The organism is Krasilnikovia sp. MM14-A1004, assembly GCF_047159485.1.
In the GTDB taxonomy this organism is placed as follows: domain Bacteria; phylum Actinomycetota; class Actinomycetes; order Mycobacteriales; family Micromonosporaceae; genus Actinoplanes.
Genome location: NZ_AP038773.1, coordinates 2,627,848 through 2,652,923 on the forward strand (window position 1 = coordinate 2,627,848; position 25,076 = coordinate 2,652,923).

The following is a 25,076-nucleotide window of genomic DNA, read 5'->3' on the forward strand; positions in this document are numbered from 1 at the left end:
TTCCGAAGGGACGCCGTCACCATGTCCGACCAGTATGCGGAGCTGGACAAGGCCCTCGAACGGGTCTTCGACGCCGCCCGGGCCCACCTTGCGGCGGTCAAGGCCGCCGAGGGCCGCGTCGACGACGACGAGGTGTGGCAGGCGTACGTCACCCTCAACAACACCTCTTACGCGTACGACGAGCAGCTGCTCGACACGTTCGGCGAGGTCACGCCGTGGGACGTCGAGTCGATCGACCCGGACGAGGCGGACCGCCGCTTCGGGCTCGGCGTCGACGGGATCGGCGGCAACGGTACGGCCGACCCGTACCCGCAGGTGATCTCTGTGCGCCAGCGGCGCGACTACCGGGTGCCCAGCGTCGCCGCCCTGTTGCGGATCGCCGAGGTGGCCCGCCGCGAGGCGGTGCCCGCCGACGAGGACGCGGGCAGTGTGGAGAGCGTGGGGGAGGCCGTGCTGGAGCTGCTGCAGGCCGGCGACGGTTCCCTGGCCTCGCTCGACGTGCCCGAGCTGGAGCCGCTCGACGGTCTGCTGACCGTGAGCGAGGTGGCCAAGCCGCTCGACCTGGAGGCGTACGACGACGCCGACGGGACCGGCCCGTTCACGCCCGAGGCGGGGGATCTGCTGGTCGGCCGCCTCGACGAGCATCCGTTCCTGCCGGACGAGGACGAGGAACACGACCACCAGCACTGAGCGGCTCGGCGCCGCCCGGTCGGGCTAGTACGACAGGCCCGGCTGGGCGGTGCCCTGCACCAGGCGGCGCAACATCACGCGCCGGGACCCGTCCGGGAAGAGCTGGACCCTGGCCAGCTCCCACCCGGAGAACTCCGCCTGGATGGCCAGCTGCGCCGCAGCGGTCAATCGATCGACATTCGACGGCAACCGCAGCGGCGCATATTCGTAGTCCATGCGTCCTAATATGCGCCAGCCTGCGGGGCTTTACCAGTACCCTCGCGCTCCGGGTAACCGACGGCGATGGCCGACACGTCGTCCAATGCCGTCGCGATCTCGGTGGGCAGGGTGAGCCGGTCGCTGGCCAGCGCGCCCTGCAACTGCCCCGCGGTGCGCGCGCCCAGAATCGGCGCCGCCACCCCCGGCCGGTCGCGGACCCAGGCCAGCGCCACCTCCAGCGGCGACACGCCGAGCCCGCCCGCCGCGATCACCACCGCCTCCACGATGCTGGAGCTGCGCGGCTCCAGGTAGGTCTGCACGAACGGCGCCAGGTGCTCCGAGGCGGCCCGCGAATCGGCCGGCCGCCCGTTGCGGTACTTGCCGGTGAGCACCCCGCGCCCCAGCGGCGACCACGGCAGCACGCCGATGCCCAGCGCCGCCGCAGCCGGCAGCAGCTCCCGCTCGATGCCACGCTCCAGCAGCGAATACTCCATCTGGGCGGCCACCACGGGCGCCCTTCCCGGGTACGCGGACTGCCAGGTGGCCGCCCGCGCTGTCTGCCACGCGGCGAAGTTGGACACCCCGACGTAGCGGACCCGGCCGGAGTCCACCGCGTGGTCCAGGGCGGCCAGCGTCTCGTCGAGCGGGGTCTGCGGGTCGTAGCCGTGCACCTGCCACAGGTCCACATAGTCGGTGCCGAGCCGGCGCAGCGACGCGTCGAGGGCGCGCAACAGGTGCCCCCGCGAGCCGTCGCGCCGCCGGTACGGCCCACGGGCGAGGCCCGCCTTGGTGGCGATGAGGATCTCGTCGCGCGGCACGAGCTGGTCGAGCAGGGAGCCGATGACCGCCTCGGCGTCGCCGTCGCCGTACACGTCGGCGGTGTCCAGCAGGGTGCCGCCCGCGTCGAGGTAGCACTTCAGTTGCGCGGCCGCGTCGTCCGGGTCGGTGTCGCGTCCCCAGGTCATGGTGCCGAGCGCGAGCCGGGAGACCGCCAGCCCGCTGCGGCCGAGCGGTCGTTGCTGCATGGGTGAACCTTATTCAGAGCTGGTCATCCGCGAAATCCTTGTGGCAGGTCAACCACGTCGGGAAGGCGACCGAACACCGCGAAGATCACCGAGCGTGGTTGCGTAGGCTTCCTGACGGGAGCAAGGCGGCTCCCGCGACTCTCGGGAGGACCCGTGCGGCTCGGACTCAGCCTCGGCTACCAGACCTCGTGGACGACCCCCGCGGACCACCTCGCCCTGGCCCAGGAGGCGGACCGGCTGGGCTTCTCGGTGGTGTGGGCGGCGGAGGCGTACGGCTCGGACGCGCCGAGCATGCTCGCCTGGATCGCCGGGCAGACCCAGCAGATCGACGTCGGCGCGGCCGTCATGCAGATCCCGGCCCGCAGCCCCGCGATGACCGCCATGACCGCGGCGACGATCGACACCGTCTCCGGTGGGCGGTTCCGGCTGGGCCTGGGCGTCTCCGGCCCGCAGGTCTCCGAGGGCTGGCACGGTGTCCGGTTCGCCAAGCCGCTCGGGCGCACCCGCGAGTACGTCGACATCGTCCGGCTGGCCCTGGCCCGCAAGCCCGTCGCGTACGCCGGGCAGCACTACCAGCTGCCCCTGCCCGACGGGGCGGGCAAGGCGCTACGGCTCGGCTTCCATCCGCCGCGCGACACCATCCCGATCTACCTGGCCGCCGTGGGCCCGAAGAACCTGGAGCTGACCGGCGAGATCGCCGACGGCTGGCTGGCGATCTTCTTCGCCCCGGACGCCGCCGGCGAGTACCTGCAGCACATCGAGCGCGGCCGGGCCAAGAGCGGCGCCGGGCTCAGCGGCTTCGACGTCAACGTGACGGCCCCGCTGGTGGTCGGCGACGACCTCGCCGCCTGCGCCGACGTGGTCCGCCCGCATGCCGCCCTCTACGTCGGCGGGATGGGCAGCCGCGACCAGAACTTCTACAACCAGCTCGCCGTGCGGATGGGCTACGACGAGGCGGCCGCGAAGGTGCAGGAGCTGTACCTGGCCCGCCAGATCCGCGACGCCGCCGCCGCGGTGCCCCAGGAGTTCATCGAACGCGTCTCGCTGATCGGCCCGCCCGCCCGGATCGCGGAACGCATGCGCGAGTACGCGGCCGCCGGCGTGGGCACCCTGTCGATCGAGCTGCACGCCCCGGACCGGGAAACCGCGGTGTCGGCCCTGCGCGTGGCGGCGGAGGCGTACGAGGCCTCCGGCGTGGCCGTCTGACCGTGGCCACCGTCCTGCTGCTGCGCCACGGGCGCACCGCCGCGAACGCCAGCGGCGGGCTGGCCGGGCGCCAGCCCGTGGAACTCGACGACACCGGCCGCGCCCAGGCCCAGCGGGTCGGCGAGCGGCTCAAGGGGATCTCCCTGGCCGCCGTGGTGACGAGCCCGCTGCGCCGCTGCTGGCAGACCCTCGAACTGGCCCTGCCGGGCACCGACCCGGCCGTCGACGACGGCCTGATCGAATGCGGGTACGGCGACTGGGAGGGCCAGCCGCTGAAGAAGCTGGCCAAGGACCCGCTCTGGCCGGTCGTCCAGCAGCATCCCAGCGCCGTGGTCTTCCCGAACGGCGAGGCGATGGCCGACATGTCCGCCCGCGCGGTGGCCGCGGTACGCCGGTGGGACGCCACGGTGACCGCCGAGCACGGGCCCGAGGCGGTCTGGCTGGCCTGCAGCCACGGCGACGTGATCAAGGCGATCGTGGCCGACGCCATGGGGCTGCACCTGGATCAGTTCCAGCGCATCGTGGTGGACCCGGCCTCGGTCACCGCGATCCGGTACACGCCGACCCGGCCGTTCCTCGTCCGGCTCAACGACACCGCGGATCTGTCGTCGCTCGTACCCGCGAAGCCGGACCGGCGGCGCAGTGCGGGCCGCCCGGCGGAATCCTCGGACGCGGCCGTCGGCGGCGGCGCCGGGGCGGGCGTCTGAGCACTGCCCGTGACCGGCGTGTTACGCCTGCGTGTACCCGGTTGCGCCCTCCGCGAACCCGCCCCCGTGCACTGCGCACCCGTGCGCGCTGGCGACTAGGGTCGAGGGTATGACCGAGCGCAGCGAGGGCCACCGGGGTACGCCTGTGCCCAATCGGCGTATGCCCGAGGGGAGCCCGGAATGACGCACCAGGTGCACGCCTTCGAGCCGCCGGAGCGGTTCGTCGCCGGGACGGTGGGTGAGCCCGGCGATCGGACCTTCTTCCTGCAGGCTCGCGGCGGCGGCCGGGTGATCAGCGTCGCGCTGGAGAAGGTGCAGGTCTCGCTGCTCGCGGAGAAACTGGAGGAGCTGCTCACCGAGGCCAGCCGCAGGTTCGGCATCTCGCTACCCGAGGGCACCGGGCCCGGGCACGACAACGAGCCCCTGGACACCCCGGTCGACGAGGAGTTCCGCGTCGGGACCCTGGGCCTGGCCTTCGACGTCGACACCACCACGGTGGTGATCGAGGCGATCGAGGCGGGGGAGGGCGAGGCCGAGGCGGAGCTGGCCGGTGAGGACGACGACACGGCCGACGAGGACGACGAGCCCGACGACGACCTGGACCGGCTACGGGTGCGGCTGACCCCGGAGGCGACCCGTGCGTTCATCGACCGGGCGCGGCGGGTCGTCGCGGCCGGGCGGCCGCCCTGCCCGCTGTGCGGCCAGCCGCTCGACCCGGCCGGTCACCTCTGCCCCCGGCACAACGGCTACCACCGGTGACCACCACAGGTCCGGCCGCCGTGCTGTCCGAGGACGATGCCCTGGACCTGCTCCAGCGCGGCGCGATGGAGCTGGAGGGGCGGCTCGTCGAGGCGTCCAACACCACGCTGCGCGCCGAGATCACCCTCGACGGCGTCCAGGCCCGCTGCGTGTACAAGCCGGTCCGCGGCGAGCGCCCGCTGTGGGACTTCCCCGACGGCACCCTGGCCGGGCGGGAGGTCTCGGCCTATCTGGTCTCGCAGGCGACCGGATGGGGCCTGGTGCCGCCGACCATCCTGCGCGACGGCCCGCTCGGCCCCGGCGCGGTGCAACTGTGGATCGACGAGCCGGACGACGCGCAGACCCTGATCGGCTTCGTCCCCGCGTACGACGTGCCGTCCGGCTGGTTCGCGATCGCGTCCGCCCGCGACCCCGGCGGCGACGCGTTCGCGCTGGCGCACGCCGACGACCGGCGGCTGGCCCACCTCGCCGTGCTGGACGCCGTACTCAACAACGCCGACCGCAAGGGCGGCCACGTGTTGTACGGCCCGGACGGCCGGATCTACGCGGTCGACCACGGGGTCTGCTTCCACGTCGAGAACAAGCTGCGCACCGTGTTGTGGGGCTGGACCGGCAAGACCCTGCCCGAGGACGCCGTGGAGGTGCTGGAGAAGCTCGGCGAGCGGCTGGACGGGCCGCTCGGCGAGGCCCTGGAGGAGCACCTCACCCTCTCCGAGGTGCAGCACGTACGGCTGCGGGCGCGGCGGCTGGCGCGGGCCGCCCGTTTCCCGAAACCGCCCAAGGACTGGCCGGCCGTCCCCTGGCCTCCGGTTTAGGGGCAGAGGTCTACCTCACGCCCGTGCAGAACCCGCCGCTCCGGCTGGATAGGCTCGGTGACCATGGACGCATGGACCGGGCACGAGGTGCCGACGCTGCCGGGAACCGCCACGCCACCGGCGCTGTACGACTCGGCCCGCCGGTCGGTGCTGCCCACCACCCCCGGCGTGACCGCGACGATGTACGTCTGCGGGATCACCCCGTACGACGCCACCCACCTCGGGCATGCCGCCACCATGATCACGTTCGATCTGATCAACCGTGGGTGGCGCGACGCCGGCCACCCCGTCACGTACGTGCAGAACGTCACCGACATCGACGACCCGCTGCTGGAGCGCGCCAACCGTGACGGCGAGGACTGGGTGGTGCTCGCCATGCGCGAGACCGCCCTGTTCCGCGAGGACATGGAGGCGCTGCGGATCATCCCGCCGGAGCACTACGTGGGCGCTGTCGAGTCCATCCCGGCCATCGCCGCGCACGTGCGGGAGCTGCTGGCCGCCGGGGCCGCGTACCGGCTCGACGACGGCACCGGCGACGTGTACTTCCCGATCTCCGCCGCCCCCGCCTGGGGCTACGAGTCGCACCTGAGCCGCGAGGAGATGCTGGTGCTCTCCGCCGAGCGCGGCGGCGACCCGGAGCGCCCCGGCAAGCGCGACCCGCTCGACCCGCTGCTGTGGCGCGGCGCCCGCGACGGCGAACCCGCCTGGGACGGCGGCGACCTGGGCCCCGGCCGCCCCGGCTGGCACATCGAGTGCGCCACCATCGCGCTGGGCCTGCTCGGCGCCACGATCGACGTCCAGGGCGGCGGCAACGACCTGATCTACCCGCACCACGAGTGCTCTGCCGCGCACGCCGAGCGGCTCACCGGCGCGGCCCCGTTCGCCTCGCATTACGTGCACGCCGGCATGATCGGCCTGCACGGCGAGAAGATGTCGAAGTCCAAGGGCAACCTCGTCTTCGTCTCCCGGCTGCGCGGCGACGGGATCGACCCCATGGCGGTGCGCCTCGGCCTGCTGGCCGAGCACTACCGCAGCGACCGGCAGTGGACCGACGACGTGCTCAAGGCCGGGCAGGAGCGCCTGGCCCGGTGGCGCGAGGCCGCCGCGGCCCCCGCCGGGCCGTCCGGGGAGGGCCTGCTGGCCGCGGTACGCGAGGCCCTCGCCAACGACCTCGACACTCCCGCCGCCCTCGCCGTGGTGGACGCGTGGGCGGACGCCGCCCTGTCCGGCACCGGCGACGACGCGGACGCGCCCGCCCTGATGGCCCGCACCGTCGACGCCCGCCTCGGCATCCGCCTCTGACAGCCGCCTGCACCCGGATCCTGATGAGTTCGGGTCGGTTCCCCGAACTTTTCCGGGGGTCGCGCGTGTCAACCCCGGGCAGCGTTCTCAGGCCAGGGTGAAGCCGGGGTCCGGGTCGGGCTCCGGGGTGGGTGCCGGGATGCGGTACTCCTCGGTCAGCGTGGTCATCGGCCCGGGCCAGGTCGCCTGGGCCACCTCGATCGGCTTGCGGGTCTCGTCGAACGCGACGTGCAGCAGGTGCAGCACCGGCGTGTCCGGCCGGATCTGCAGGATCTCCGCCTCCTCACGGCTGGGCTGCCGGGCGCTGATCGTGTCCGTGGCCGAGGCGTACCGGCGCCCGATCGCCTCCTCCGCCTCCTGGTAGAGCGGCCGCCCGAACGCCTCCACGCGTTCCAGGGAGGTGCCGCCCGCGTCGGTGACCCGGAACCAGGACGCGCCCACCTCGACCGGCGCGTCGTCGGTGCGCACGATGTGCCGCCGGACCAGCATCTCCGTCCCGTCGCGCACCCCGAACGCGTCGGCCACCTCGGAGGGGGCGGGCTCGCGGCCCACCCCGGCCAGCTGCTGCCGGTACCGGTTGGCGAGGTCGGCGTGGTAGCCGCGGTGGGCGCCGTACCGGCCGCGGGAGAGGCGGTTGAGGCGGCGCCGGGTGCCGCGCACGTATGTGCCCGACCCCGGCTTGGTGATCAGTACGCCCTCGACGCGCAGCTGGTCGACCGTACGCTGAACGGTCTGCTTCGCCACGCCGAACATCTCCGCCATGGCCGGGATGGACGGCAGGCGCTCGCCGGGCTGCCAGTCGCCGCGCCGGATGCGCTCCCGCAGTTGGGCGGCGATCTGCCGGTGGGGGAACTCGGCGGTACCAGGGTTGATGGTCATGGCGCACCTCCGGCTCGCAACGAACCCAGGTTCCTAGGATGCGCCACGCGGGGTGTCCCGCGCCGCCGACACGCCGAATTGCCCGGCGCCCGCCGGATACGCCGAAATGTGCGTGGCGGCGGCGTGCTGGGCGCGGCGTGCCGGTCCGGTGTGGACGGCTGACGGGACCTGCGGGCTGCTACCAGGAACCGGCGGTCGGGCCGGCGGAGCCGCCGCGGCGGCGCAGGTACTTCTCGAACTCGCTGGCGATCTCGTCGCCGGTCAGCGGCTGGATGCCCTCGTCGCCGACCCGTTCCTCCAGCTCGCGGACGTACTCGCCGAGCTCGGAGTCCTGCTCGGCGGCCGCGCGGACCCGGCCCTCCCACTCGCCCGACTCCTCGGCCAGGTCGGCCATGGGCACCGGCAGATCCAGGACGTCCTCGACGCGGTGCAGCAGCGCCAGTGTCGCCTTCGGACACGGCGGGTTGTTCGCGTAGTGGGGCACATGCACCCAGAACGACAGGGCCTCCAGCTCGGCCCGGCCGCACGCCTCCTGCAGCACCCCGACGATGCCGGTGGGGCCGTCGTAGCGGGTCGGCGCGACCTTGTACTTCTCTGCCGTCTCACGGCCGGTGGCGGTGCCGCTGATCGGCAGTGGCCGGGTGTAGGGCACGTCGGCCAGCAGGGCGCCGAGCAGGACGACCCGGTTCACTTCCAGGCTGTGGCACACCTCGAGGATCTCCTCGCAGAACGTACGCCACCGCATGCTGGGCTCGATGCCGCGGATGAGCACCACGTCGCGGTCCGTCCCGGGCGGGCTGGCCACCATGAACCGGGTGGTGGGCCATTCGATCCGCCGGGTCTCACCCTCGGCCATCGTGATCGTGGGGCGGCTGACCTGGAAGTCGTAGAACTCCTCCGGGTCGATGCTGGTGATCTCGCGGGCCTGCCAGACCTGTTCCAGGTGTTCCACCGCGGCGGTGGAGGCGTCGGCCGCGTCGTTCCACCCTTCGAAGGCGGCGATCGCCACGGGGGAACGCAGCACGGGGAGGCCGTCGAACTCAGTCACATCGCCAACCTTACGTGGCCTGTGTGACACCGGCCCGGCGGCCGCGCCGTGGGGTGACGGGCGCGGGTCCGACCAGGGGGTGGAGAGCCCGGTCACACTCCGGCGTCCCACGTGACGGCGGATATTCGGCTGCGCGCCGGCAAACCTTTAGCCTGGGAAGGTGCCAAATGACTTCCTTGCTGCGCTGACCGACCGGGTTCTCGTCGCCGACGGGGCCATGGGGACGATGCTGCAGGCCGCCGACCTCAGCGTCGACGAGGACTTCCAGGGCCTCGAGGGCTGCAACGAGATCCTCAACGTGACCCGGCCGGACGTCGTGCGCAGCGTGCACGAGGCGTACCTCGCGGCGGGGAGCGACTGCGTCGAGACCAACACGTTCGGGGCGAATCTCGGCAATCTCGGCGACTACGACATCGAGCACCGGATCCGGGAGCTGAGCGAGGCCGGCGCGCGGATCGCCCGGACGGCCGCCGACGCGTACGCGACACCCGAGCAGCCCCGGTACGTGCTGGGCTCCATCGGCCCCGGCACCAAGCTGCCCACCCTCGGCCACACCCGGTACGACGTACTGCGCGACGCGTACCTGGAGAACGCCGCGGGCCTGGTGCTCGGCGGCGCCGACGCGCTGATCGTCGAGACGTGCCAGGACCTGCTGCAGACCAAGGCGGCCGTGATCGGCGCGCACCGGGCGATGGCCGAGGTCGGCCGTACGGTGCCATTGATCTGCCATGTCACGGTCGAGACCACCGGCACCATGCTGCTGGGCAGCGAGATCGGTGCCGCCCTGACCGCGCTGGAGCCGCTGGGCATCGACCTGATCGGGCTGAACTGCGCCACCGGCCCCGCCGAGATGACAGAGCACCTGCGCTTCCTGTCGCAGCATGCCCGCGTACCCCTGTCGGTCATGCCGAACGCCGGCCTGCCGGTCCTCGCGGCCGGCGGCGCCTACTACCCGCTGACCCCCGACGAGCTGGCCGAGGCCCTCGACCGCTTCGTGACCGAGTACGGCGTACCCCTCGTCGGCGGGTGTTGCGGCACCACCCCGGCCCACATCGAGGCCGTGGTGCGCCGCGTGCGCGGCCGGCAGGCCGCGGCGCGCCACCCGGAGCACGCGGCCGGCGCCGCGTCGATCTACCACGAGGTGCCGTTCCGGCAGGACGCCGGCGTGCTGATGGTCGGCGAGCGGACCAACGCGAACGGCTCCAAGGCGTTCCGCGAGCCGATGCTGGCCGGTGACTGGCAGGCCTGCGTGGAGATCGCCCGCGGCCAGGCCCGCGACGGCTCCCACATGCTGGACCTGTGCGTGGACTACGTGGGCCGCGACGGCACCCGGGACATGCGCGAGCTGGCCGGACGGTTCGCCACCGCCTCCACCCTGCCGATCATGCTGGACTCCACCGAGCCGCCGGTCATCGAGGCGGGCCTGGAGATGCTGGGCGGCCGGTGCATCGTCAACTCGGTGAACTACGAGGACGGCGACGGCCCGAACTCCCGCTTCGCCCGGATGATGCCGATCGTCAGGGAGCACGGCGCCGCGGTGGTCGCGCTGACCATCGACGAGGAGGGCCAGGCCCGCACCGCCGACTGGAAGGTACGGGTGGCCGCAAGGCTGATCGACGACCTCACCGGCACGTGGGGGATGAACCGCGCCGACATCCTCATCGACTGCCTGACCTTCCCGATCGCCACCGGCCAGGAGGAGACCCGCCGCGACGGCATCGAGACCATCGAGGCGATCCGGCGCATCACCGAGCTGTACCCCGAAGTGAACTTCACCCTCGGCGTCTCGAACATCTCGTTCGGTCTCAACCCCGCCGCCCGGCAGGTGCTCAACTCGGTCTTCCTGCACGAGTGCGTCCAGGCTGGACTGACCAGCGCGATCGTGCACGCCAGCAAGATCCTGCCGATGTCGAAGATCCCCGACGAGCACCGCCGGGTCGCACTCGACATGATCTACGACCGGCGTGCGGGCGACTACGACCCGCTGCAGAAATTCATGGAACTGTTCGAGGGCGTCGACGCCACCAGTGCCCGCGCGTCGCGCGCCCAGGAGCTGCTCAGCCTGCCGCTGGACGAGCGTCTCAAGCGCCGCATCATCGACGGCGAACGCAACGGCCTCGAGGACGACCTGCTGGCCGCGCTGGCCGACAAGCCCGCGCTGACCATCGTCAACGACGTCCTGCTCGACGGCATGAAGACCGTCGGCGAGCTGTTCGGCTCCGGCCAGATGCAGCTGCCGTTCGTGCTGCAGTCCGCCGAGGTGATGAAGGCGGCCGTCGCGTACCTCGAACCGCATATGGAAAAGCACGAGGAGGACGCCGGCAAGGGCCGCATCGTGCTCGCCACCGTCAAGGGCGACGTGCACGACATCGGCAAGAACCTCGTCGACATCATTCTCAGCAACAACGGGTACGAGGTCGTCAACATCGGCATCAAGCAGCCGATCAACGCCATCATCGACGCCGCCGAACAGCACCACGCGGACGCCATCGGCATGTCCGGCCTGCTGGTCAAGAGCACGGTCGTGATGAAGGAGAACCTGCAGGAGATGGCCGAGCGCGGGGTCGCCGACCGGTACCCCGTGCTGCTCGGCGGCGCGGCACTGACCCGCTCCTACGTGGAGGACGACCTGCGCTCGGCGTACGACGGGGACGTGCACTACGCGCGCGACGCGTTCGAGGGCTTGACGCTGATGGACAAGGTGATGACCGCCAAGCGCGGCGGTGCCACGGTCGTCGACGCCGAGCGGGAGGCGGTGCTGCAGGCACGGCGCGAACGGCGGGCCCGGCAGCGCGCCATCGTCACGGACAACCTGCCGCCGCTCGACGACACGTCCGTGCGTTCCGACGTGACGCTCGACGCCGACGTGCCCACGCCGCCGTTCTTCGGCACCCGGGTCATCAAGGGCATCCCGCTGGGCGAGTACGCGGCGATGCTCGACGAGCGGGCCACGTTCCTCGGCCAGTGGGGTCTCAAGGGTTCCCGCGGCGGCAGCGGGCCGACGTACGAGGAGCTGGTGGAGACCGAGGGCCGGCCGCGGCTGCGGTACTGGCTGGACCGGCTCGCGGCCGACCACGTGCTGGAGGCGGCCGTGGTCTACGGGTACTTCCCGGCGTACTCGGAAGGCAACACCCTTGTGGTGCTCGACGAGAACGGGGTCAGCGAGCGGGCCCGGTTCACGTTCCCGCGGCAGCGCCAGGAACGGCGGCTGTGCCTGGCCGACTTCTTCCGTCCCCGCGGCGACGGCCTCGACGTCGTCGGGCTGCAACTGGTGACGGTCGGCCAGCCGGTCAGCGAATACACGGCGAAGATGTTCGCCCGCAACGAATACCGGGACTACCTGGAGGTGCACGGCCTGTCGGTGCAGCTCACCGAGGCCCTCGCCGAGTACTGGCACCGCCGGGTACGCAGCGAACTCCTCCTGCCCGACGGGTCCTCCGTGGGTGCCGGTGACCCGAGCGACCTCGCGGGCATCCTCAAGAACGACTACCGGGGCTGCCGGTACGCGTTCGGCTATCCGGCCTGTCCGGATCTGGAGGATCGGGCGAAGGTCGTGGACCTGCTGGATGCGGGGCGCATCGGGGTGACGCTGTCGGAGGAGTTCCAGCTCGAACCGGAACAGTCGACGGACGCCATCATCGTCCACCACCCGGAAGCCAACTACTTCAACGCCAAGTGAGCCTCGCACCCGGACTGACCTGCGAAAACATCCGCGTAGAGCATGATCAGGCCGTCTCCAGGCCGTCATCGGTTTCGAGGTCATCCTCGAACGCCCGGTCGACGGCCTGGCGGGTCCGGTCCTCGCTCGTCGGCAGCAGGTGCGTGTAGGTCCGGAGCGTGAACCCCGGGTCGGCGTGGCCCAGGTGCGCCGCCAGGGCCTTGATGTTCTGGCCGGCGTCGAGCAGCACCGAGGCGTAGGTGTGCCGCAGCACGTGCAGCACGTGCAGCCCGTTCTCCCGGGTGTCCGGGATACCGGTCGCCCGGATGGCCGGCTTCCAGACGCCGGAGTTGAAGGCTGGGCGGGCCAGCGCCTCGCCACCTGGCGTGTAGAGGTACAGCTGAACGTGCGCGGTTCGCCGGTTGAGCTGCCCCACGGCAACGTGACGTCGGTGGGCGGGCAGTCCGCGGCGTGTTTCGTCAGGCGCTTGGCGACAGAGTCGTGCAGCGGCACCTCGCGGACCTTGCCGCCCTTCGGCGGCGCGAAGATGAGGTGCCGTCGGGCGATCTTGACTTGCCGAACGACGTGGAGAACGCGGCGGCGGTGATCGATGTCTGCCGGGCTCACTGCGAAGATCTCACCCTGTCGAAGGCCGCAGCCCGCGCCGAGATCGACGCCGATACGGTACCGAGCAGCGAGGTTGGCGCGGAATGCGGCTCGGAGCTGGGTCGACCAGGGCACCACTTTCCTCGCCTGCGCCCGAGGAGGACGGATCGTCTTCGCGGCGAACGGGTTGCTCGTGATCTTCTTGTCGTCCACTGCCGCGTTGAAGATCATGGAGACGTCGTCAAGGCGCCGCTGACGCGGCGCACCGTGCGCGCTCGCGGCCCGCTGCTGGCGGCCTGCGGCCGACATCGCGGGCCGCGGCGCGCCGCACCTGAGGCGCTACACGGTCGAGCCGTCAATGATGTGGACATGTTGCAGGCTGGGGGAGAACCCGGCGACGTGCATCGGGGTGCCGTGGTGCTCCTTGCTGGGCCGGAACTGCCTGCGTTTCACGGCCCAGTCGTAGCAGCCCTCGCCGAGGGGGTACTCGCTCAGGATTCCCGTCAGCCGGTGCTGCACCACCCAGGCGAGGCCATGCTCGCGTGACGCGAAGACTCCGGAGGCGAAGCGCGCGGACTCGCCATGAAAGATCCACACCGTCGGCGAGATGACCGGTTCGTTCTGCACTCGCCGCAGTCTGCCATCCGCGTCCCTGAGGTTTGGTCAAGTCATGGCTTCTCAGCGTCGGATGGGAGGACGCCGTCACGATCGCCTGCCGGGCTGAGCTGCGCCGGGGTCGGGGCGATCGGCTGCCGCGCCAGCAAGCTGGCTTGCCCTCGGATACCGGGGTGCGCTGCGGGCCGGTCGAGTATGGCGACCAGGGCGTGGGCCATCCCCCGGATGCCGGATTCTCTACGCCACCCACCCGGCGTCAAGGCCGCTGCCGCGTCGCTGACGCGATGGCCTGCGGCCAGCCTTGACCCCGGGTGGGCGTCGTAGTTCTGGCACCGGTCGGGGGATGGCGGCAGAGCGGTGCCAGCCGTGCGATCTGCGTGCGATTAGCGGCGGCGATCATGGGGTTTCAGCGGTGAGCAACGGTCACCACCGAGGCTGAGACCGACGCCGGTACGACGAAGCGCCAACCTGCGTTTCCGCTGGTCGGCGCTTCGGAAACCCGTTTGGGCACTGGTGGCCAGGGGCGGGGTCGAACCGCCGACCTTCCGATTTTCAGTCAGGCCGTTCTCCCCGCCGAGGTGGCGAGGGGCCAATGAGGCGTTACACCGTGACAGCCATGGTGCGCCCGTAATGTGCTTGCCGTGAGAACCGTGCCGATCCGCGATTGGGGAACGATCACGCTCTTCACCAGGAGCGAGACTGAAACGGGCATTGGACCGGCCCTGCCGCCGTGGCTTCCGACCGACGGCAGCTATTCCGCCGCCCAGCTGACCGCGCGAGCGCTTCCAGGTCGTCCGATGGACTACATCGCCGTATGGCGCGAGGACGCCCCCATACCCGACCTCGCCTGCGCGTCGCCCTGGACGGAAGCGCAGTTGGACGGTCTAGTCCTCGCGGAGGCCCGCGACGACTTTCGCTGCCGGGTGTGCCATGGGCTTGTCAACGCGCTCTACCCCGCCGCGATCCCGCTCCTCGACCGGTTCAGCGAGCACCGCTCGGCGACGCACTGCCCCATCTGCGGTGCCCACGTTGACCGAGCGCGGCTCCACGCACTCCGGTTATTCGCGCCAGAGGCGCCCGGATAGGCGTGCCGTCCCGTGCCAGTAGTCACGTCCGGTCGGGGCCGCGTGCGGGCACGAAGGGGCACCGAGCCACCGAGGCTGACCAGGCATTCCACTCTCAGTGGAGCATTCGGGACGATCTTCCAAACTGATCCCGCGGCGGCCCACGCGGAAGAGCGCGGTTGGTCTCGTCCGCCTGGGGGATCATGTTTGGGGTGGGGAAGCGGTCTCTCGAACAGCAGTACGTCCTTCATGCGGCGGCCACGAGTTCACTCCTCCAGGAGTTGCTGCAGCATTGGCAGCCCTGGTTGCCTGATCTTGAGTGGCCTGACATGGCAGTGCACGTGCCACGGCTCGCGCAAGCGATCGTTGAGCTGGTCGAAGAGGGGTTGGTTGAGGTCGTCCTCGGGCCCATCGACAGCCAGAAGGGACTGGTGCCGACCGCAGACGTGCCTGCGATCGTCCGTGATCCTGGTAGTTGGTACAGCGAGGAGGACGGAACTCCAGTGGTTGAGTTGGTCCTCGCGGAGGGCGCCGGTCTGGTTGATGTGCCACCCCGGCGGGGATGGCGATCCTGCCCTGAACAAGGGCATCTCCGCCCAGGCCGCTCATGAGCCGCCCGGATCACCGGGTCTGCGTAGCGGTACAGCAGCGAAGTACGGCAACGCCAGCAACCGCACCGGCCGAAGCGGACCCGAGCCGAGCGATCTGACCTCGCAGGCGGCTTGATCCAACCGCATTGCCGGGACTCCATAGGTTCGTGGCGCGGCCTTCCAAAATCAGGCCGTCTTTAGGCCGTTTGAGGGGAACCGACGGCAACCAACGATGACCGTTGATGGCAATGAATCCCCAGGTAGAGATAGGTATCGGTGCGACCGCCGCTGATCAGCAGCAGGCCCGATCAATGCAACGCCAAGTGAGCCGCGCCCCGGGTCTGAACTGCGAAAACATTCGCAGAGTTGGGCTTGAGGGGCCGACAGCGTGCAGCGAACGTGCCGAGTCGCGCCCAGCGGAGTCGGCACGATCGACTCAGGAGACGGAACCGAACGGCACTCTACTCGCGCGGACCAGGCGGGATGTGATCTCATGCCCACCGTGAACACCGACGACGCCGCCCGCTCCGTCTCCATCCCTCTGGACCAGGCTGTTCAAACCGCCCGGCTTCTGGAGAGCATCGTGATCTCCCTGGACCGAATCACTTCCCGGATGGCCCTCGGAGACGCGGATGCTCACACCCTCGATCGGTTCATCACCGAATGGTTCGTCGGTCCACGCCTCTCTGAAGCACGCGTCGACCTTTGGGGCGCGATTGCACAGGTGATCGGCGAAGAGGCAACCGAAGAGATCGCTGAAACCACGCCATGCTTTCCAGACCCTGTTCCCGAGGAGATCCGCGCCCAGATCGAGGAGCAACGACAGTGGTATGCGGAACGGTTCGGCGAACTTTGACCGTTAAGCGCGGTCTCCACCCTTCGTGTGCCAGAGCCCCGCAGCCCGTGGCGATGACCACTTTCGAGGAGGGCTCCAGCGAGGGGAGCGCCCACCCCCGACCGGAGAACTGCGAGACGTTCCCCTGCGTGCTCGACCTCAAGCAGGGGGTGCGGGCCGTCTTCCCAGCGGTTCTCGACCAACACACGCGCGCCCCGACGCTCGACAAGTCGGTCCACAACGTCGCCGAAGAAGGTGATGACGCAGGCACTCGGGACGTCGCGTGGAGAGATCGTTTCAGAGGGTTCGATGAATGCTTGCCGGGCGGAGTCGTACTCGGTCAGAGGAATGTGAAAGTGCCGTTGCTGGCCTGTTTGCTCCATGCTGTCCCTACCCGCACGCGATGACTGCTTGGCGCCGCAGGTATCGACTGCTACCGGGCACGCCGGCCAGGTCCCGCCAGTCCTGCCGCTGTTCTGTCATCCCGATCATGGTCGTTGCATGCGCCCCAAGCGATGGAGTTACGGGATGCGGCCGGAGGTTGCCGAATTCCCGGTACGGCGGCGCAGGGCTCGGATTGCAGGGTCGGATGCCTGCGGGCGGGGCACTCGGTGCTGTGGGATGGCGAAGACCGAGGGTCAGCATCCGGGTGGGTCATTCGGACCCGGGATCCACGCACTGACGTCGTAGACGTCGCCGTAGGCGCCGTGGTCCGACTCGTCCGGAAAGGCGACTTCGGCGAACGCTGTCTGGCCGTCGATCTGCTTCGTGAAGCACGGGGGGTCTTCGTCCGGCTGGGGCCAGGAGCCGCCCGCAGCGAGGTCGGAGTCGGGATCGCGGCCGGTGTTGGTCGGGGCTTGGCTCTGTGCGCGTAGCGGCGTCAGCTTCCAGCCGTCCTTCGTCGCGATCGCCTGGTGGAAGGCGGTCACCCCGCGCTGGTCCAGGTTCTCCCAGTAGTACTCGCGTCCGGCGCTGATCTGCCCGTCCTCGTCGCATCCGCCGCCCTGGTCGACCATCTCGGCCCGATCCGCGTGAGCTGTGATCAACGGCAAGGAGAGCAGCGAGTCGACGCGGTGCCGGTCGCGGTCACTGGTGCAGCCGTCGTTGGTGGGCCGGGTGTCCGAACAACCGGCCAGGGCCACCGCGGCAGTCACGGCAGCGAGCCCGGCGACCCGGAACCGGTACTGGCTGGTCGCCCGTGCTGACATGCCGCCCACCGTACGCAAAATCGGGCCATCGGCGGGCCGGTAGATCGGGATGCCGAGCGGTCTCGAACGGCCACGAACGGTCGCCGCACCCTACCGTTGACCTGGCCTTTCGGACAGAACCACATCCGCCGGACGATCTTCCAACCTGACGCTGCCTGATCCTGACCGGGCCTACCATCGCAACGTGCACGACGAAGACCCGAGCAGCCACGCCCGGCGGCTGCTGGGCCTTCTCCTTCGGGTCCTTGGCGCTGTCCTCGTCACCGGGCTGTGCTGGGTTGGTGCGGCCGGCTCGTTCGTCGCGGCCTTGTGGGCGATACACCCCTGGCCGGGCGATCGCCGTGAGCCGGCCCGGGCCGTTGCGTACGTACTGTTGCTGGTGCTGCTGCTCGTCGCGCCGTCGGCGGCGTGGCGATTTCTCGTGCCGGGCACCCGTTGGTGGAGTGCGGCTCCGTTCGCGTTGCTCGCGGCTGCGGCACTCGGCGGATTGCTGCTCCTGGCTTGATTTCCGTAGCGGCACCATCTCGTCATGAGCGCGGCCTCGTCGACGGTGGACATAACTACTCCTGAGCCTTGCATGCCACCCTTGGCTGGAGCGCAGCGGCGTGACCGAGATGATCGTCAAGGGCGACGTCGCCGCGCCGGACAACTCCAGGTGGATCAGGCCGTCGGTGAAACGCGTTCCCACGGCCATCGCGGCGTGCCAGCCGTAGGCACCGCCTTGGTCGGAGTCGATCCTGCTGATCGCCGACCCGGTCCGGCGGGGCGGCAGCGATGGGCGGAACTCACGGGCATTCGTCGCGGATTTCCACGGCGTGGTCGGCCTTGAGCAACGCGTCGGGGTCCTCGGTGTCGACCGGCTGCGGTGCGACCCCGGGACGGGTCGGTGCGAGCAGCCCTTGATCCGACGCGGCGCAGTCGACCCACGCCGTGTACGCCGTGGTCTTGCCGATCCACATGCCCCGGTCACGGGCGCGCAGGTGAGCGGTGGCGGGAAACTCCCACTGGATCTCGTCGTGCGCGGCGGCGAGCGGCTGGTCGGGACCGACGAAGGCGTACACCCAGATGAAGTTGGTGGTCACACGCAGCGTCTTGATGCCGTCGACCGTTGTCGAGGTGTAGGTCACCCGGCCGCTGACCCGTGGCTGTTCGCCGGCGTCGAGCCGGACGGCCGGGTCGATCCAGGTGGCGACCGTGGTGAAGGTCTTGGCCTTGAAACGCGCACCGATTTCGTCGCGCTGGTTGGGTGCGAGCAGTGCCAGCAGCCCGGACGGGTCGTGACCGGTCAGCATCGTCGAGTCCAGCCGGCCGGCGACCAGTGCCTTGCGGACCGTCTTCAACGCCGTGTCCACCTGCGTCGCGGTGAAGCCGGGCACCGCGGTCGCCCTGGGCAGGGTGATGCCGGATGCGCCCTTCGGGTAGTCGGCTGCCGGCGTGCCGGCGAACGGGTCGGTGGGTCCGGCGCTCTTCGACGTCGTCGCCGTGACGCCCTCGGGCACGCCTGCGGTGGGGTAACCACCGGACACCGAGCCGGATGCCGAGGGCCACAGTGATTCAGCGACGAGGGCCATCCCGACGAGCGCGGCAGTGCCGGCGGCGATCAGCGGAACCCTGCGCAGCACCACGCTCCGGCGGCGGCCGTTGCGCACCCGGCGTTCGGTCTGCTTCGCCCATTCCTCAAGCTCGGCGAGCGGATCCGGTAGGTCCTGCTTGGCCATGGCTCCTGCCCGCGGATCGATGGAGATGAAGGAGTCATTATGGCCGAGGCGCCAGACCCCGCGCGGCCAGGCCGGGCCCGCGGGAACGACACCCATCTACATTTCGGGTACGCGGGCCGTTCGCGCACCGAATCCTCCCGGACGCGGAGCGACGAGACGGATCAGCGGGCTCTCAGTGGTCGTGGTCCCAGGTCGTGGGTGGTTTGACGGCCAGCCGGCCCTCGTCCATGCGCATCAGCAGCAGGGGAAGCTCGGTTTCCGCCAGCCACTCGTCCACGGCCCGCCGGGCGCCCTCCCACCAGCCGTAGTCGTCGAGCAGGAGCACACCACCGGGGACGAGGCGGGGCCAGAGGTACTGCAGCTCGTGCCGGGTCGACTCGTACCAGTCGGTGTCGAGCCGGAGGATGCTGATCCGGTCGGGCATCTTCCCCGGAACGGTGTCCTCCACCTTGCCCTTGTAGTAGTGGATCCGGTCCGCGGGATACGCGGACTCCCGCATTCCCTCCTGCACGTCCTCCAGGGACGCGTACGCCCAGATTCCCGCGCTGCGGCTGGCGGCGGACAGCATCTCGGCGGCGGGGCGGCCGTCGAATCGCCTGTCGTGTTCGGTCGGCTCGCTCATTCCCTCGAATGTGTCGTAGAGGTGCAGATGGCGGTCCGTGTCGCCGGCTTCGATCAGAGTTCTGGCGATTGCCATCATGCTTCCGCCGCGCCACACACCGCATTCGACGATGTCGCCCGGGATCCGGTGGCGAACGACGTAACGCACCGAGTTGACGAGTGCGTTCAGCTTTTCCGGCGACGTCATCGTGCGTGGCTTGACCGCGCGGATGATGTCCTTGGTGGCCTCGTCGAAGTCATGAGGGAGTTCGAGCTGCGGTTTCGGCTCTGGTTTGGCCACCGGTGACTTGCCTCGCGGGGGCACCTTCACGCTTTGGCCGCCAGCTCCATTGCGTGGGGGACCTACCGGGCGCAGTTCATAGCCGGTGACCGTGCGCAGCATTCGATTGATTGATTTCCGCAAGGTCACGGCGGGCACGGTACCACAAACAATTGCCGTTCGACCTTGTGTCGCGGGCATTTCCATTGACCCGGGGGTGCCGCCCGGCATTGCGCTAATGCGGCGGGAAACGGTCACTTCGTGGCAAGCCGATTTACCGCCGTCACTGTGTGTCGGGCGCCGACCGCGCAGAGGGTCGGGCCGATGTGGAGGGTGCGGCCACGGGCAGGGTGCGGCCACGGGTGGGGTGCGGCCACGGGCGGGGTGCGCCCACGGGGCAGGCGGCAACGGCCCGGCAGCCGCGCGTACCGGCTCGGGTCGTGGTCGGGCGTCCGCCGACGTGTCGGGCTACGCCTCGTCGTCGTTGTCGCTGGCCACCGGCCGCCGTCGTTCCTTGATCCAGGCTTCGACGTCCTCGGCGAGCCAGACGTTTCCCATCGCCAGCTCCGCCACCGGTGCGGGGAAGTCCCGGCGGCTCGTGAGCTGGTAGGCCCGCTGGCGGCTGATCCCGCCGAGGCGCACCCGAATCTCATGTGCACCCATGAGGTTCAGCTTCTTACCCATGATCGCAGGCTAGGCAGCTGCATAGGCGTCGCGTGCGAACTTAGCGGACGATCAGCGCATGCGCTATGGTCGTACGAAATAGTCTATCGCCTAGTAGATGGGTGCGGGCATGCGCATCAGGCTCTGGCTGCGAGGCCCCGGCGACGACCCGCGGGTCGAGATCGTCACCGAGTTCGACGAGTGGGCGCCCGAGCGCCGCGACGCCCGGCGATCCGTCCTGACCGAGGCGCTGCCCCTGGACGGCACCAGCCGCCGGCCGGTGGCCGACGGCTGGTGGTTCCTGCCTGGCTGACGATCGCCGGACCCGACAAGGGCCCGACAATCGCCGGACCCGAATGGGGCCCGTAAAGGGGTCAGGGCTTCGTGGGCGCCACGATCCGACCGTCGTAGAGCTGCTGGCGCAGCGAGTCCAGTTCCGACTGCAGCGGCGCGATCTCCGCCTGGTTGGACGTCGCGTAGCCGACGCCGTCGGTCTTCAGGTCGAAGCGGCGCACACCGCCCGCGTGGTCGCCCTTCACGAACGCCTGGATCTCCTGGAACACCGCGTTGTCGACGCGCTTGAGCATCGAGGTCAGCACCACGGGCTGCACGGCCGCATCGGCGCTGGCGTACTGGTCGGAGTCGACACCGACGAACGCGGCACCGTCGGCGGCGGCCACCGCCTGCAGCGCGCCCGCGCCGGAGCCGCCGGCGGCCGCGTAGATCACGTCCGCGCCGTCGTCCAGCATGCCGGCGCCGATCTGCTTCGCCTTGTCCGGCACGCCGAAACCGCTGAAGTCCGGCGGGGCGCTGAGGTACTTCACCTGCACCTTGATCTTCGGGTTCACCCGCTTGGCGCCCGCGGTGAAGCCGGCCTCGAACTTCTGCAGCAGCGGGATCTGCACCCCGCCGATGAAGCCCACGGTTCCGGTGTGCGACTTCAGGGCGGCCGCCGCACCGACCAGATAGGACCCCTGCTCCTCGGCGAAGACCAGCGACACCACGTTGTTGGCGGCGATCGAGTCGTCGTCGATGATGGCGAACGTCGTCTCGGGGTGCGCGGCGGCGGCCTTCTTCAGCGCGTTGACGTACTGGAAGCCGACGGCGAACACCGGGTTGTTGCCGGAGTCGACGAGCTTGTTCAGGGTGGCGAGGCGGACGTCGTCCTCGCCCGTGGCGGGCGCCGTCTCGGTCACGTCGATCTCGAGTTCCTTCTTGGCCCGCTCCAGGCCCGCACCCGCCATGTCGTTGAAGCTCTTGTCGCCGCGCCCGCCGACGTCGAACGCCATGCCGACCATGACGTGCTCGGCGCCCAGCCCGGCGATCGCGGCGGCGCCCGCCGAGCGGGACGCCACGGGGGCGTTCCCACACCCGGTGAGGGTCAGAGCGGCCGCTGCGGCGGTGGCCACCAGCATTTTCGTACGCATGTCCTCGTCGCCTCTCAGTACCGGAACTGTCCGACGGCCTCGCGCAGCTGCCGCGACATGCGGGTCAGCTCGGCGGCGGCGGCCCGGGAACGTGCCACGTCGTCGCTGGCCGCGCTCGCGGCCGCGGCGACCGCGGCGATGTTGTCAGCGATCTGCGTGCTGCCTCCGGCCGCCTCGGCGACGCCCCGGTTCATCTCCGTGGTGGTAGCGGTCTGCTCCTCGACGGCACTGGCGATCGTCGTCTGGTAACCGCTGATCCGGCTGATGATCTCCCCGATGCCGGAGATCGCGGACGCGGCCGCCGTGCTGTCGCTCTGGATGTCCTGCACCAGCCGGCCGATGTCCTCGGTGGCCTTCGCGGTCTCCTGAGCCAGTTCCTTGACCTCGCCCGCCACGACCGCGAAGCCCTTGCCGAGCTCGCCCGCGCGGGCCGCCTCGATGGTGGCGTTCAGCGCCAGCAGGTTGGTCTGCTCGGCGATGGCGGTGATCAGCTGCAGTACGTCGCCGATCCGCGCCGACGAGGTGCCGAGGCTGGCGACCGTGCTGTTCGCGACGCCGGCCGCGGCGACCGCCTCGGAGGCGACGTGGGCCGCCTGCGACGCGCTCTCGGCGATGTCGGCGATCGCCGAACCCATCTCCTCGGCGCCCATGGCGACCGAGTTGACGTTGGCGCTGACCTCCTGGGAGGCGTCGGCCACGATCCGGGCCTGGGTGGAGGTCTCGGCGATGTTCGTGGCGAAGGTCTGTGCGACCTCGTCCAGCGCGGCCGAGGTCCGGTCCAGCACCTCCGCCTGCTCGGCCACGTCGACGACGACCCGGTGGATCGAGCCGAGCGCGTCGCCCAGGGCGGCAGCCATCTCGGCGGGCTCGTCGGTGCCCTCGCTGGACAGCTGCACCTTCAGGTCGCCGTCGGCGACCAGGCGCAGCGCGTCACGGGCCGCCACCACCGGCCGGGTGATGCTGCGCGTCACGACCAGGGCCAGCAGGCAGCCGACCAGCAGCGCCAGCGCGCTGCCGACCAGGATGATCTGCTGCGCGGTGTCGGCCGCCGCGGCGGACTCGGCGACCGCGCGCTCGCTGCGCTGGTCGACGGACTCCACGAGCCGCTGGGTGGCGGTCATGATCCGGTAGTACGAGTTCCAGCTGTCGTACTGCGCGAGCTGGTCACCCTTGCGCTCGGCCGCGGGAGTGCCCGGCTTGTACGCCGCCACCACCTGCTCGTTGACCCCGAAGTAGGTGGTGGCCTCCTTCTGGACCTTCGCGAACAGTGCCTGCTCGGCGCCGTTCATGTCGGCCGTGTGGACCGTCTTCAGGTACGCCTGGAAGCGGTCACGCTCGCGCTGCCAGGCCCGGTAGTTCACCGAGTCGCCGCCGAACGCCCGCGCCGCGCCGAGCCGGTGGATGTCCGCCACGTACGCGCTCTGCCAGCCGTTGAGGCTGGCCGCGTAGAAGCGGATCTCCTTCGCCTCGCTGGTGAGCACCTGCAGGGCGCGCACCTCGGCGGCAGTGGCCTTCTGGTTGCCGATCGCGGTGACCGCGACCGCCGCCACCACGCCCAACAGGGCGAGCACGGCGACGAACGCGGCGGCCAGCCGCGTACCGATCCTGACTCTGCGCATGTTCTCCTCGTCCTCCCCGAACGCAAAATGCATCGGCCGTCGCCGCAGTGAGCTGACGGTTTGAGGGCAAGTTCGCAGCTCGCGGCGGTGCGGGCCGAGCCAGGTCCGCGTTGCGCAGGGCGCTGGCCGAGCTGGGTTCAGCCAGCGGCCACCTGCGCGTGGGTCGCCGTTCACCGGCGTTTCGCACCATTCCGTGGCATGAGCCTGGCCCTGACGACACTCGCCGACGCCGCCCAGCAGACCGCGTACGCGCTGCTCGGGGGCATGGGTGCGCGGTGGCGGCACAGCCGCGGGGTGGCCCGGCGGGCCGCCGAGCTGGCCGGGCCGCTCGGGATCGACGCGGACCTGCTGGTCGCGGCGGCCTGGTTGCACGACATCGGGTACGCGCCACCGGCGGTCGTCACCGGCTTTCACCCCCTGGACGGGGCCGGCTACCTGGCGGCCCGGCGGTGGCCGCCGCGCGTGGCGGGGCTGGTCGCCTATCACTCGGGTGCGGTGTTCGTGGCGGCGGCGCGGGGACTCGGCGGGGCGCTCGCCGCGTTCGCCGACGAAGGGGGCGCGGTGGCGGACGCGCTGACGTACGCCGACCAGACCGTCGGGCCCGAAGGCCAGCGGGTCACCCTGGCGGACCGTCGTACGGAGATGCTGTGCCGGCACGGCGCGCACTCGTGGAACGCCCTGGTTGATCACGTGCGATGGCCGCACCTGCGCGCCCTCGCGGAGCGGGTCGAGCGGCGCCTCGTCACCGCGGAGCCGGTCCGGTCCGCGTTCGACGGCGTGGCGGTGCCGGTCTGAGGCCGGCCGGGGTGGATCGCATGTCGCGCCGCGCGGGCCGCCTTGCGCCGAACCGGCGCGCCGCCCGGATTCAGCTCGCAGACTGGCCGTATGCGTCCGGGTCTGGCGTTTCGCGCCGCGACCGCCGCGTACGTGGCGGCCGTCGCGGTGCTGGCGGCGGCCGGCAGCGCCCTGGCGGCCCCGCTGGTCTTCCCCACGGGCGTGCTGTACGTGCCGGCCGAGCCGTGGCTGGCCGGACCGGAGGCCGCCCTGTCGCTGGCTCGGATCGCGGTGCTGAGCGTCTTCGCCGTGGCGAACGCGCACCTGCTGCGGGTGCTGCTGCGCCTGCTGCCCGCCGACCCGGCCGAACGAGGGGTGGCGCGGCGGCTCGCGCGGGCGCTGGTTGGTTCGGGTGTGCCGGTCACCGCGGCGGCGGGCGGCGCCGCGCGGATCCGTACCGCGGGTGGGCAGGTGCGCCGGCAGCGCAGCCTGGACCTGCGCGAGCTGCCGGTCTCGTACCCGGAGCTGGTCGCCGTGTATCAGGGGATGTGGCGGCGCGCGGGCCTGCGGGTCCGGCCCGATCCGCCGCGGGTGCGCGCCTACGACCCGCAGGGCTACGAGTACGTCGTCGAGCCGGGGCGGGCCGGCGCGGCCGTGCTGCGGGTCTCCGGGCCGGTACGCCGGTTCCGGGGGCTGGCCCGGGCGGCGCTGGCGATGTCCGTCCCGGCGCTCGGCGTCGCGCTGTGGCTGCTGCAGCCCGGCATGTTCTGACCGGGTCCATCGGCCCGAG

General features: G+C 70.9%; 24 protein-coding genes. 12 read left to right on the plus strand and 12 right to left on the minus strand.

Translation table 11 applies throughout. The features are described from left to right. Nucleotides 1-21 precede the first annotated feature (21 nt). A complete protein-coding gene (locus ACMCNN_RS11990; protein WP_412746260.1) occupies nucleotides 22-690 on the plus strand; it encodes a hypothetical protein in 669 nt (222 codons plus the stop codon). Between the two features lie 24 nt (nucleotides 691-714). Here ACMCNN_RS11990 and ACMCNN_RS11995 read toward each other — a convergent pair whose 3' ends face one another. Both ACMCNN_RS11995 and ACMCNN_RS12000 read right to left on the minus strand, forming a co-directional pair. Beyond that, nucleotides 715-906 (minus strand): DUF5703 family protein, encoded by a 192-nt coding sequence (locus tag ACMCNN_RS11995; RefSeq protein ID WP_412746261.1) that lies wholly within the window; start codon nucleotides 904-906, stop codon nucleotides 715-717. Between the two features lie 5 nt (nucleotides 907-911). Further along, nucleotides 912-1,913: an aldo/keto reductase gene (locus ACMCNN_RS12000; RefSeq protein WP_412746262.1), complete on the minus strand. Its 1,002-nt coding sequence runs from the start codon at nucleotides 1,911-1,913 to the stop codon at nucleotides 912-914. Nucleotides 1,914-2,066: 153 nt separating this feature from the next. Between ACMCNN_RS12000 and ACMCNN_RS12005 the strand changes: the two genes are divergently transcribed. The 5 genes from ACMCNN_RS12005 (at nucleotide 2,067) to mshC (ending at nucleotide 6,702) form a co-directional block, all read left to right on the plus strand. Continuing rightward, the gene (locus ACMCNN_RS12005) at nucleotides 2,067-3,119 is read left to right on the plus strand and encodes an LLM class F420-dependent oxidoreductase (protein WP_412746263.1); all 1,053 of its coding nucleotides are present in this window, start codon (nucleotides 2,067-2,069) and stop codon (nucleotides 3,117-3,119) included. A gap of 2 nt (nucleotides 3,120-3,121) precedes the next feature. Next, on the plus strand, nucleotides 3,122-3,826 hold the full coding sequence (locus tag ACMCNN_RS12010; protein WP_412746264.1) for a histidine phosphatase family protein: 705 nt from the start codon (nucleotides 3,122-3,124) through the stop codon (nucleotides 3,824-3,826). Nucleotides 3,827-4,006: 180 nt separating this feature from the next. Continuing rightward, nucleotides 4,007-4,585 (plus strand): DUF3090 domain-containing protein, encoded by a 579-nt coding sequence (locus ACMCNN_RS12015; protein WP_412746265.1) that lies wholly within the window; start codon nucleotides 4,007-4,009, stop codon nucleotides 4,583-4,585. Further along, entirely contained in the window at nucleotides 4,582-5,400 is an 819-nt protein-coding gene (locus ACMCNN_RS12020) for an SCO1664 family protein (protein WP_412746266.1), read from the plus strand. The genes ACMCNN_RS12015 and ACMCNN_RS12020 overlap by 4 nt, the downstream gene beginning before the upstream one ends. Before the next feature lie 63 nt (nucleotides 5,401-5,463). Continuing rightward, a complete protein-coding gene (gene mshC / locus ACMCNN_RS12025) occupies nucleotides 5,464-6,702 on the plus strand; it encodes a cysteine--1-D-myo-inosityl 2-amino-2-deoxy-alpha-D-glucopyranoside ligase (RefSeq protein ID WP_412746267.1) in 1,239 nt (412 codons plus the stop codon). An 87-nt stretch (nucleotides 6,703-6,789) separates the two neighbouring features. Here the strand turns inward: mshC and ACMCNN_RS12030 are convergent, their stop codons facing one another. Together ACMCNN_RS12030 and ACMCNN_RS12035 are read right to left on the minus strand one after the other, a co-directional pair. Next, nucleotides 6,790-7,581, minus strand: a complete 792-nt coding sequence (locus ACMCNN_RS12030) for a GntR family transcriptional regulator (protein WP_412746268.1) — start codon at nucleotides 7,579-7,581, stop codon at nucleotides 6,790-6,792. 178 nt (nucleotides 7,582-7,759) lie between these two features. Then, a complete protein-coding gene (locus ACMCNN_RS12035) occupies nucleotides 7,760-8,629 on the minus strand; it encodes a PAC2 family protein (RefSeq protein ID WP_412746269.1) in 870 nt (289 codons plus the stop codon). Between the two features lie 160 nt (nucleotides 8,630-8,789). On the opposite strand from ACMCNN_RS12035, the gene metH reads away from it, so the two are divergent. Then, nucleotides 8,790-12,308, plus strand: coding sequence for a methionine synthase (gene metH, locus ACMCNN_RS12040; protein ID WP_412746270.1), 3,519 nt, complete (start codon nucleotides 8,790-8,792; stop codon nucleotides 12,306-12,308). 46 nt (nucleotides 12,309-12,354) lie between these two features. On the opposite strand, the gene ACMCNN_RS12045 is transcribed toward metH, so the two are convergent. Both ACMCNN_RS12045 and ACMCNN_RS12050 read right to left on the minus strand, forming a co-directional pair. After that, nucleotides 12,355-12,723: a tyrosine-type recombinase/integrase gene (locus tag ACMCNN_RS12045; RefSeq protein ID WP_412746271.1), complete on the minus strand. Its 369-nt coding sequence runs from the start codon at nucleotides 12,721-12,723 to the stop codon at nucleotides 12,355-12,357. A gap of 509 nt (nucleotides 12,724-13,232) precedes the next feature. After that, nucleotides 13,233-13,520, minus strand: a complete 288-nt coding sequence (locus tag ACMCNN_RS12050) for a hypothetical protein (RefSeq protein WP_412746272.1) — start codon at nucleotides 13,518-13,520, stop codon at nucleotides 13,233-13,235. 2,144 nt (nucleotides 13,521-15,664) lie between these two features. On the opposite strand from ACMCNN_RS12050, the gene ACMCNN_RS12055 reads away from it, so the two are divergent. Next, nucleotides 15,665-16,018: a hypothetical protein gene (locus ACMCNN_RS12055; protein WP_412746273.1), complete on the plus strand. Its 354-nt coding sequence runs from the start codon at nucleotides 15,665-15,667 to the stop codon at nucleotides 16,016-16,018. A gap of 617 nt (nucleotides 16,019-16,635) precedes the next feature. On the opposite strand, the gene ACMCNN_RS12060 is transcribed toward ACMCNN_RS12055, so the two are convergent. Continuing rightward, a complete protein-coding gene (locus ACMCNN_RS12060) occupies nucleotides 16,636-17,205 on the minus strand; it encodes a hypothetical protein (RefSeq protein ID WP_412746274.1) in 570 nt (189 codons plus the stop codon). A 184-nt stretch (nucleotides 17,206-17,389) separates the two neighbouring features. Here ACMCNN_RS12060 and ACMCNN_RS12065 point away from each other — a divergent pair, with 184 nt between their 5' ends. Then, the gene (locus ACMCNN_RS12065; RefSeq protein WP_412746275.1) at nucleotides 17,390-17,710 is read left to right on the plus strand and encodes a hypothetical protein; all 321 of its coding nucleotides are present in this window, start codon (nucleotides 17,390-17,392) and stop codon (nucleotides 17,708-17,710) included. Between the two features lie 280 nt (nucleotides 17,711-17,990). Here ACMCNN_RS12065 and ACMCNN_RS12070 read toward each other — a convergent pair whose 3' ends face one another. The 3 genes from ACMCNN_RS12070 to ACMCNN_RS12080 form a co-directional block, all read right to left on the minus strand. Further along, on the minus strand, nucleotides 17,991-18,923 hold the full coding sequence (locus ACMCNN_RS12070; protein ID WP_412746276.1) for a hypothetical protein: 933 nt from the start codon (nucleotides 18,921-18,923) through the stop codon (nucleotides 17,991-17,993). A gap of 172 nt (nucleotides 18,924-19,095) precedes the next feature. After that, nucleotides 19,096-19,953: a TylF/MycF/NovP-related O-methyltransferase gene (locus ACMCNN_RS12075; protein ID WP_412746277.1), complete on the minus strand. Its 858-nt coding sequence runs from the start codon at nucleotides 19,951-19,953 to the stop codon at nucleotides 19,096-19,098. Between the two features lie 318 nt (nucleotides 19,954-20,271). Continuing rightward, nucleotides 20,272-20,487: a helix-turn-helix transcriptional regulator gene (locus ACMCNN_RS12080; protein ID WP_412746278.1), complete on the minus strand. Its 216-nt coding sequence runs from the start codon at nucleotides 20,485-20,487 to the stop codon at nucleotides 20,272-20,274. A gap of 109 nt (nucleotides 20,488-20,596) precedes the next feature. Between ACMCNN_RS12080 and ACMCNN_RS12085 the strand changes: the two genes are divergently transcribed. Then, entirely contained in the window at nucleotides 20,597-20,779 is a 183-nt protein-coding gene (locus tag ACMCNN_RS12085) for a hypothetical protein (protein WP_412746279.1), read from the plus strand. Between the two features lie 61 nt (nucleotides 20,780-20,840). Here ACMCNN_RS12085 and ACMCNN_RS12090 read toward each other — a convergent pair whose 3' ends face one another. Beyond that, entirely contained in the window at nucleotides 20,841-21,893 is a 1,053-nt protein-coding gene (locus ACMCNN_RS12090; protein WP_412746280.1) for a BMP family lipoprotein, read from the minus strand. 14 nt (nucleotides 21,894-21,907) lie between these two features. Next, nucleotides 21,908-23,512 carry a methyl-accepting chemotaxis protein gene (locus ACMCNN_RS12095; protein WP_412746281.1) on the minus strand — a complete coding sequence of 535 codons (1,605 nt, stop codon included), beginning with the start codon at nucleotides 23,510-23,512 and terminating at the stop codon, nucleotides 21,908-21,910. Between the two features lie 198 nt (nucleotides 23,513-23,710). On the opposite strand from ACMCNN_RS12095, the gene ACMCNN_RS12100 reads away from it, so the two are divergent. Both ACMCNN_RS12100 and ACMCNN_RS12105 read left to right on the plus strand, forming a co-directional pair. After that, nucleotides 23,711-24,307: an HD domain-containing protein gene (locus ACMCNN_RS12100; RefSeq protein WP_412746282.1), complete on the plus strand. Its 597-nt coding sequence runs from the start codon at nucleotides 23,711-23,713 to the stop codon at nucleotides 24,305-24,307. 90 nt (nucleotides 24,308-24,397) lie between these two features. Then, nucleotides 24,398-25,057, plus strand: coding sequence for a hypothetical protein (locus tag ACMCNN_RS12105; RefSeq protein WP_412746283.1), 660 nt, complete (start codon nucleotides 24,398-24,400; stop codon nucleotides 25,055-25,057). Nucleotides 25,058-25,076: the final 19 nt, after the last annotated feature.

What these genes read in the sequence shown, in the direction of transcription:
- ACMCNN_RS11990 (WP_412746260.1), top strand. Translation starts at nt 22, where the DNA reads ATGTCCGACCAGTATGCGGAGCTGGACAAGGCCCTCGAACGGGTCTTC.
- ACMCNN_RS11995 (WP_412746261.1), bottom strand. Translation starts at nt 906, where the DNA reads ATGGACTACGAATATGCGCCGCTGCGGTTGCCGTCGAATGTCGATCGA.
- ACMCNN_RS12000 (WP_412746262.1), bottom strand. Translation starts at nt 1,913, where the DNA reads ATGCAGCAACGACCGCTCGGCCGCAGCGGGCTGGCGGTCTCCCGGCTC.
- ACMCNN_RS12015 (WP_412746265.1), top strand. Translation starts at nt 4,007, where the DNA reads ATGACGCACCAGGTGCACGCCTTCGAGCCGCCGGAGCGGTTCGTCGCC.
- mshC (WP_412746267.1), top strand. Translation starts at nt 5,464, where the DNA reads ATGGACGCATGGACCGGGCACGAGGTGCCGACGCTGCCGGGAACCGCC.
- ACMCNN_RS12030 (WP_412746268.1), bottom strand. Translation starts at nt 7,581, where the DNA reads ATGACCATCAACCCTGGTACCGCCGAGTTCCCCCACCGGCAGATCGCC.
- ACMCNN_RS12060 (WP_412746274.1), bottom strand. Translation starts at nt 17,205, where the DNA reads ATGTCAGCACGGGCGACCAGCCAGTACCGGTTCCGGGTCGCCGGGCTC.
- ACMCNN_RS12070 (WP_412746276.1), bottom strand. Translation starts at nt 18,923, where the DNA reads ATGGCCAAGCAGGACCTACCGGATCCGCTCGCCGAGCTTGAGGAATGG.
- ACMCNN_RS12080 (WP_412746278.1), bottom strand. Translation starts at nt 20,487, where the DNA reads ATGGGTAAGAAGCTGAACCTCATGGGTGCACATGAGATTCGGGTGCGC.
- ACMCNN_RS12085 (WP_412746279.1), top strand. Translation starts at nt 20,597, where the DNA reads ATGCGCATCAGGCTCTGGCTGCGAGGCCCCGGCGACGACCCGCGGGTC.
- ACMCNN_RS12090 (WP_412746280.1), bottom strand. Translation starts at nt 21,893, where the DNA reads ATGCGTACGAAAATGCTGGTGGCCACCGCCGCAGCGGCCGCTCTGACC.
- ACMCNN_RS12095 (WP_412746281.1), bottom strand. Translation starts at nt 23,512, where the DNA reads ATGCGCAGAGTCAGGATCGGTACGCGGCTGGCCGCCGCGTTCGTCGCC.
- ACMCNN_RS12100 (WP_412746282.1), top strand. Translation starts at nt 23,711, where the DNA reads ATGAGCCTGGCCCTGACGACACTCGCCGACGCCGCCCAGCAGACCGCG.
- ACMCNN_RS12105 (WP_412746283.1), top strand. Translation starts at nt 24,398, where the DNA reads ATGCGTCCGGGTCTGGCGTTTCGCGCCGCGACCGCCGCGTACGTGGCG.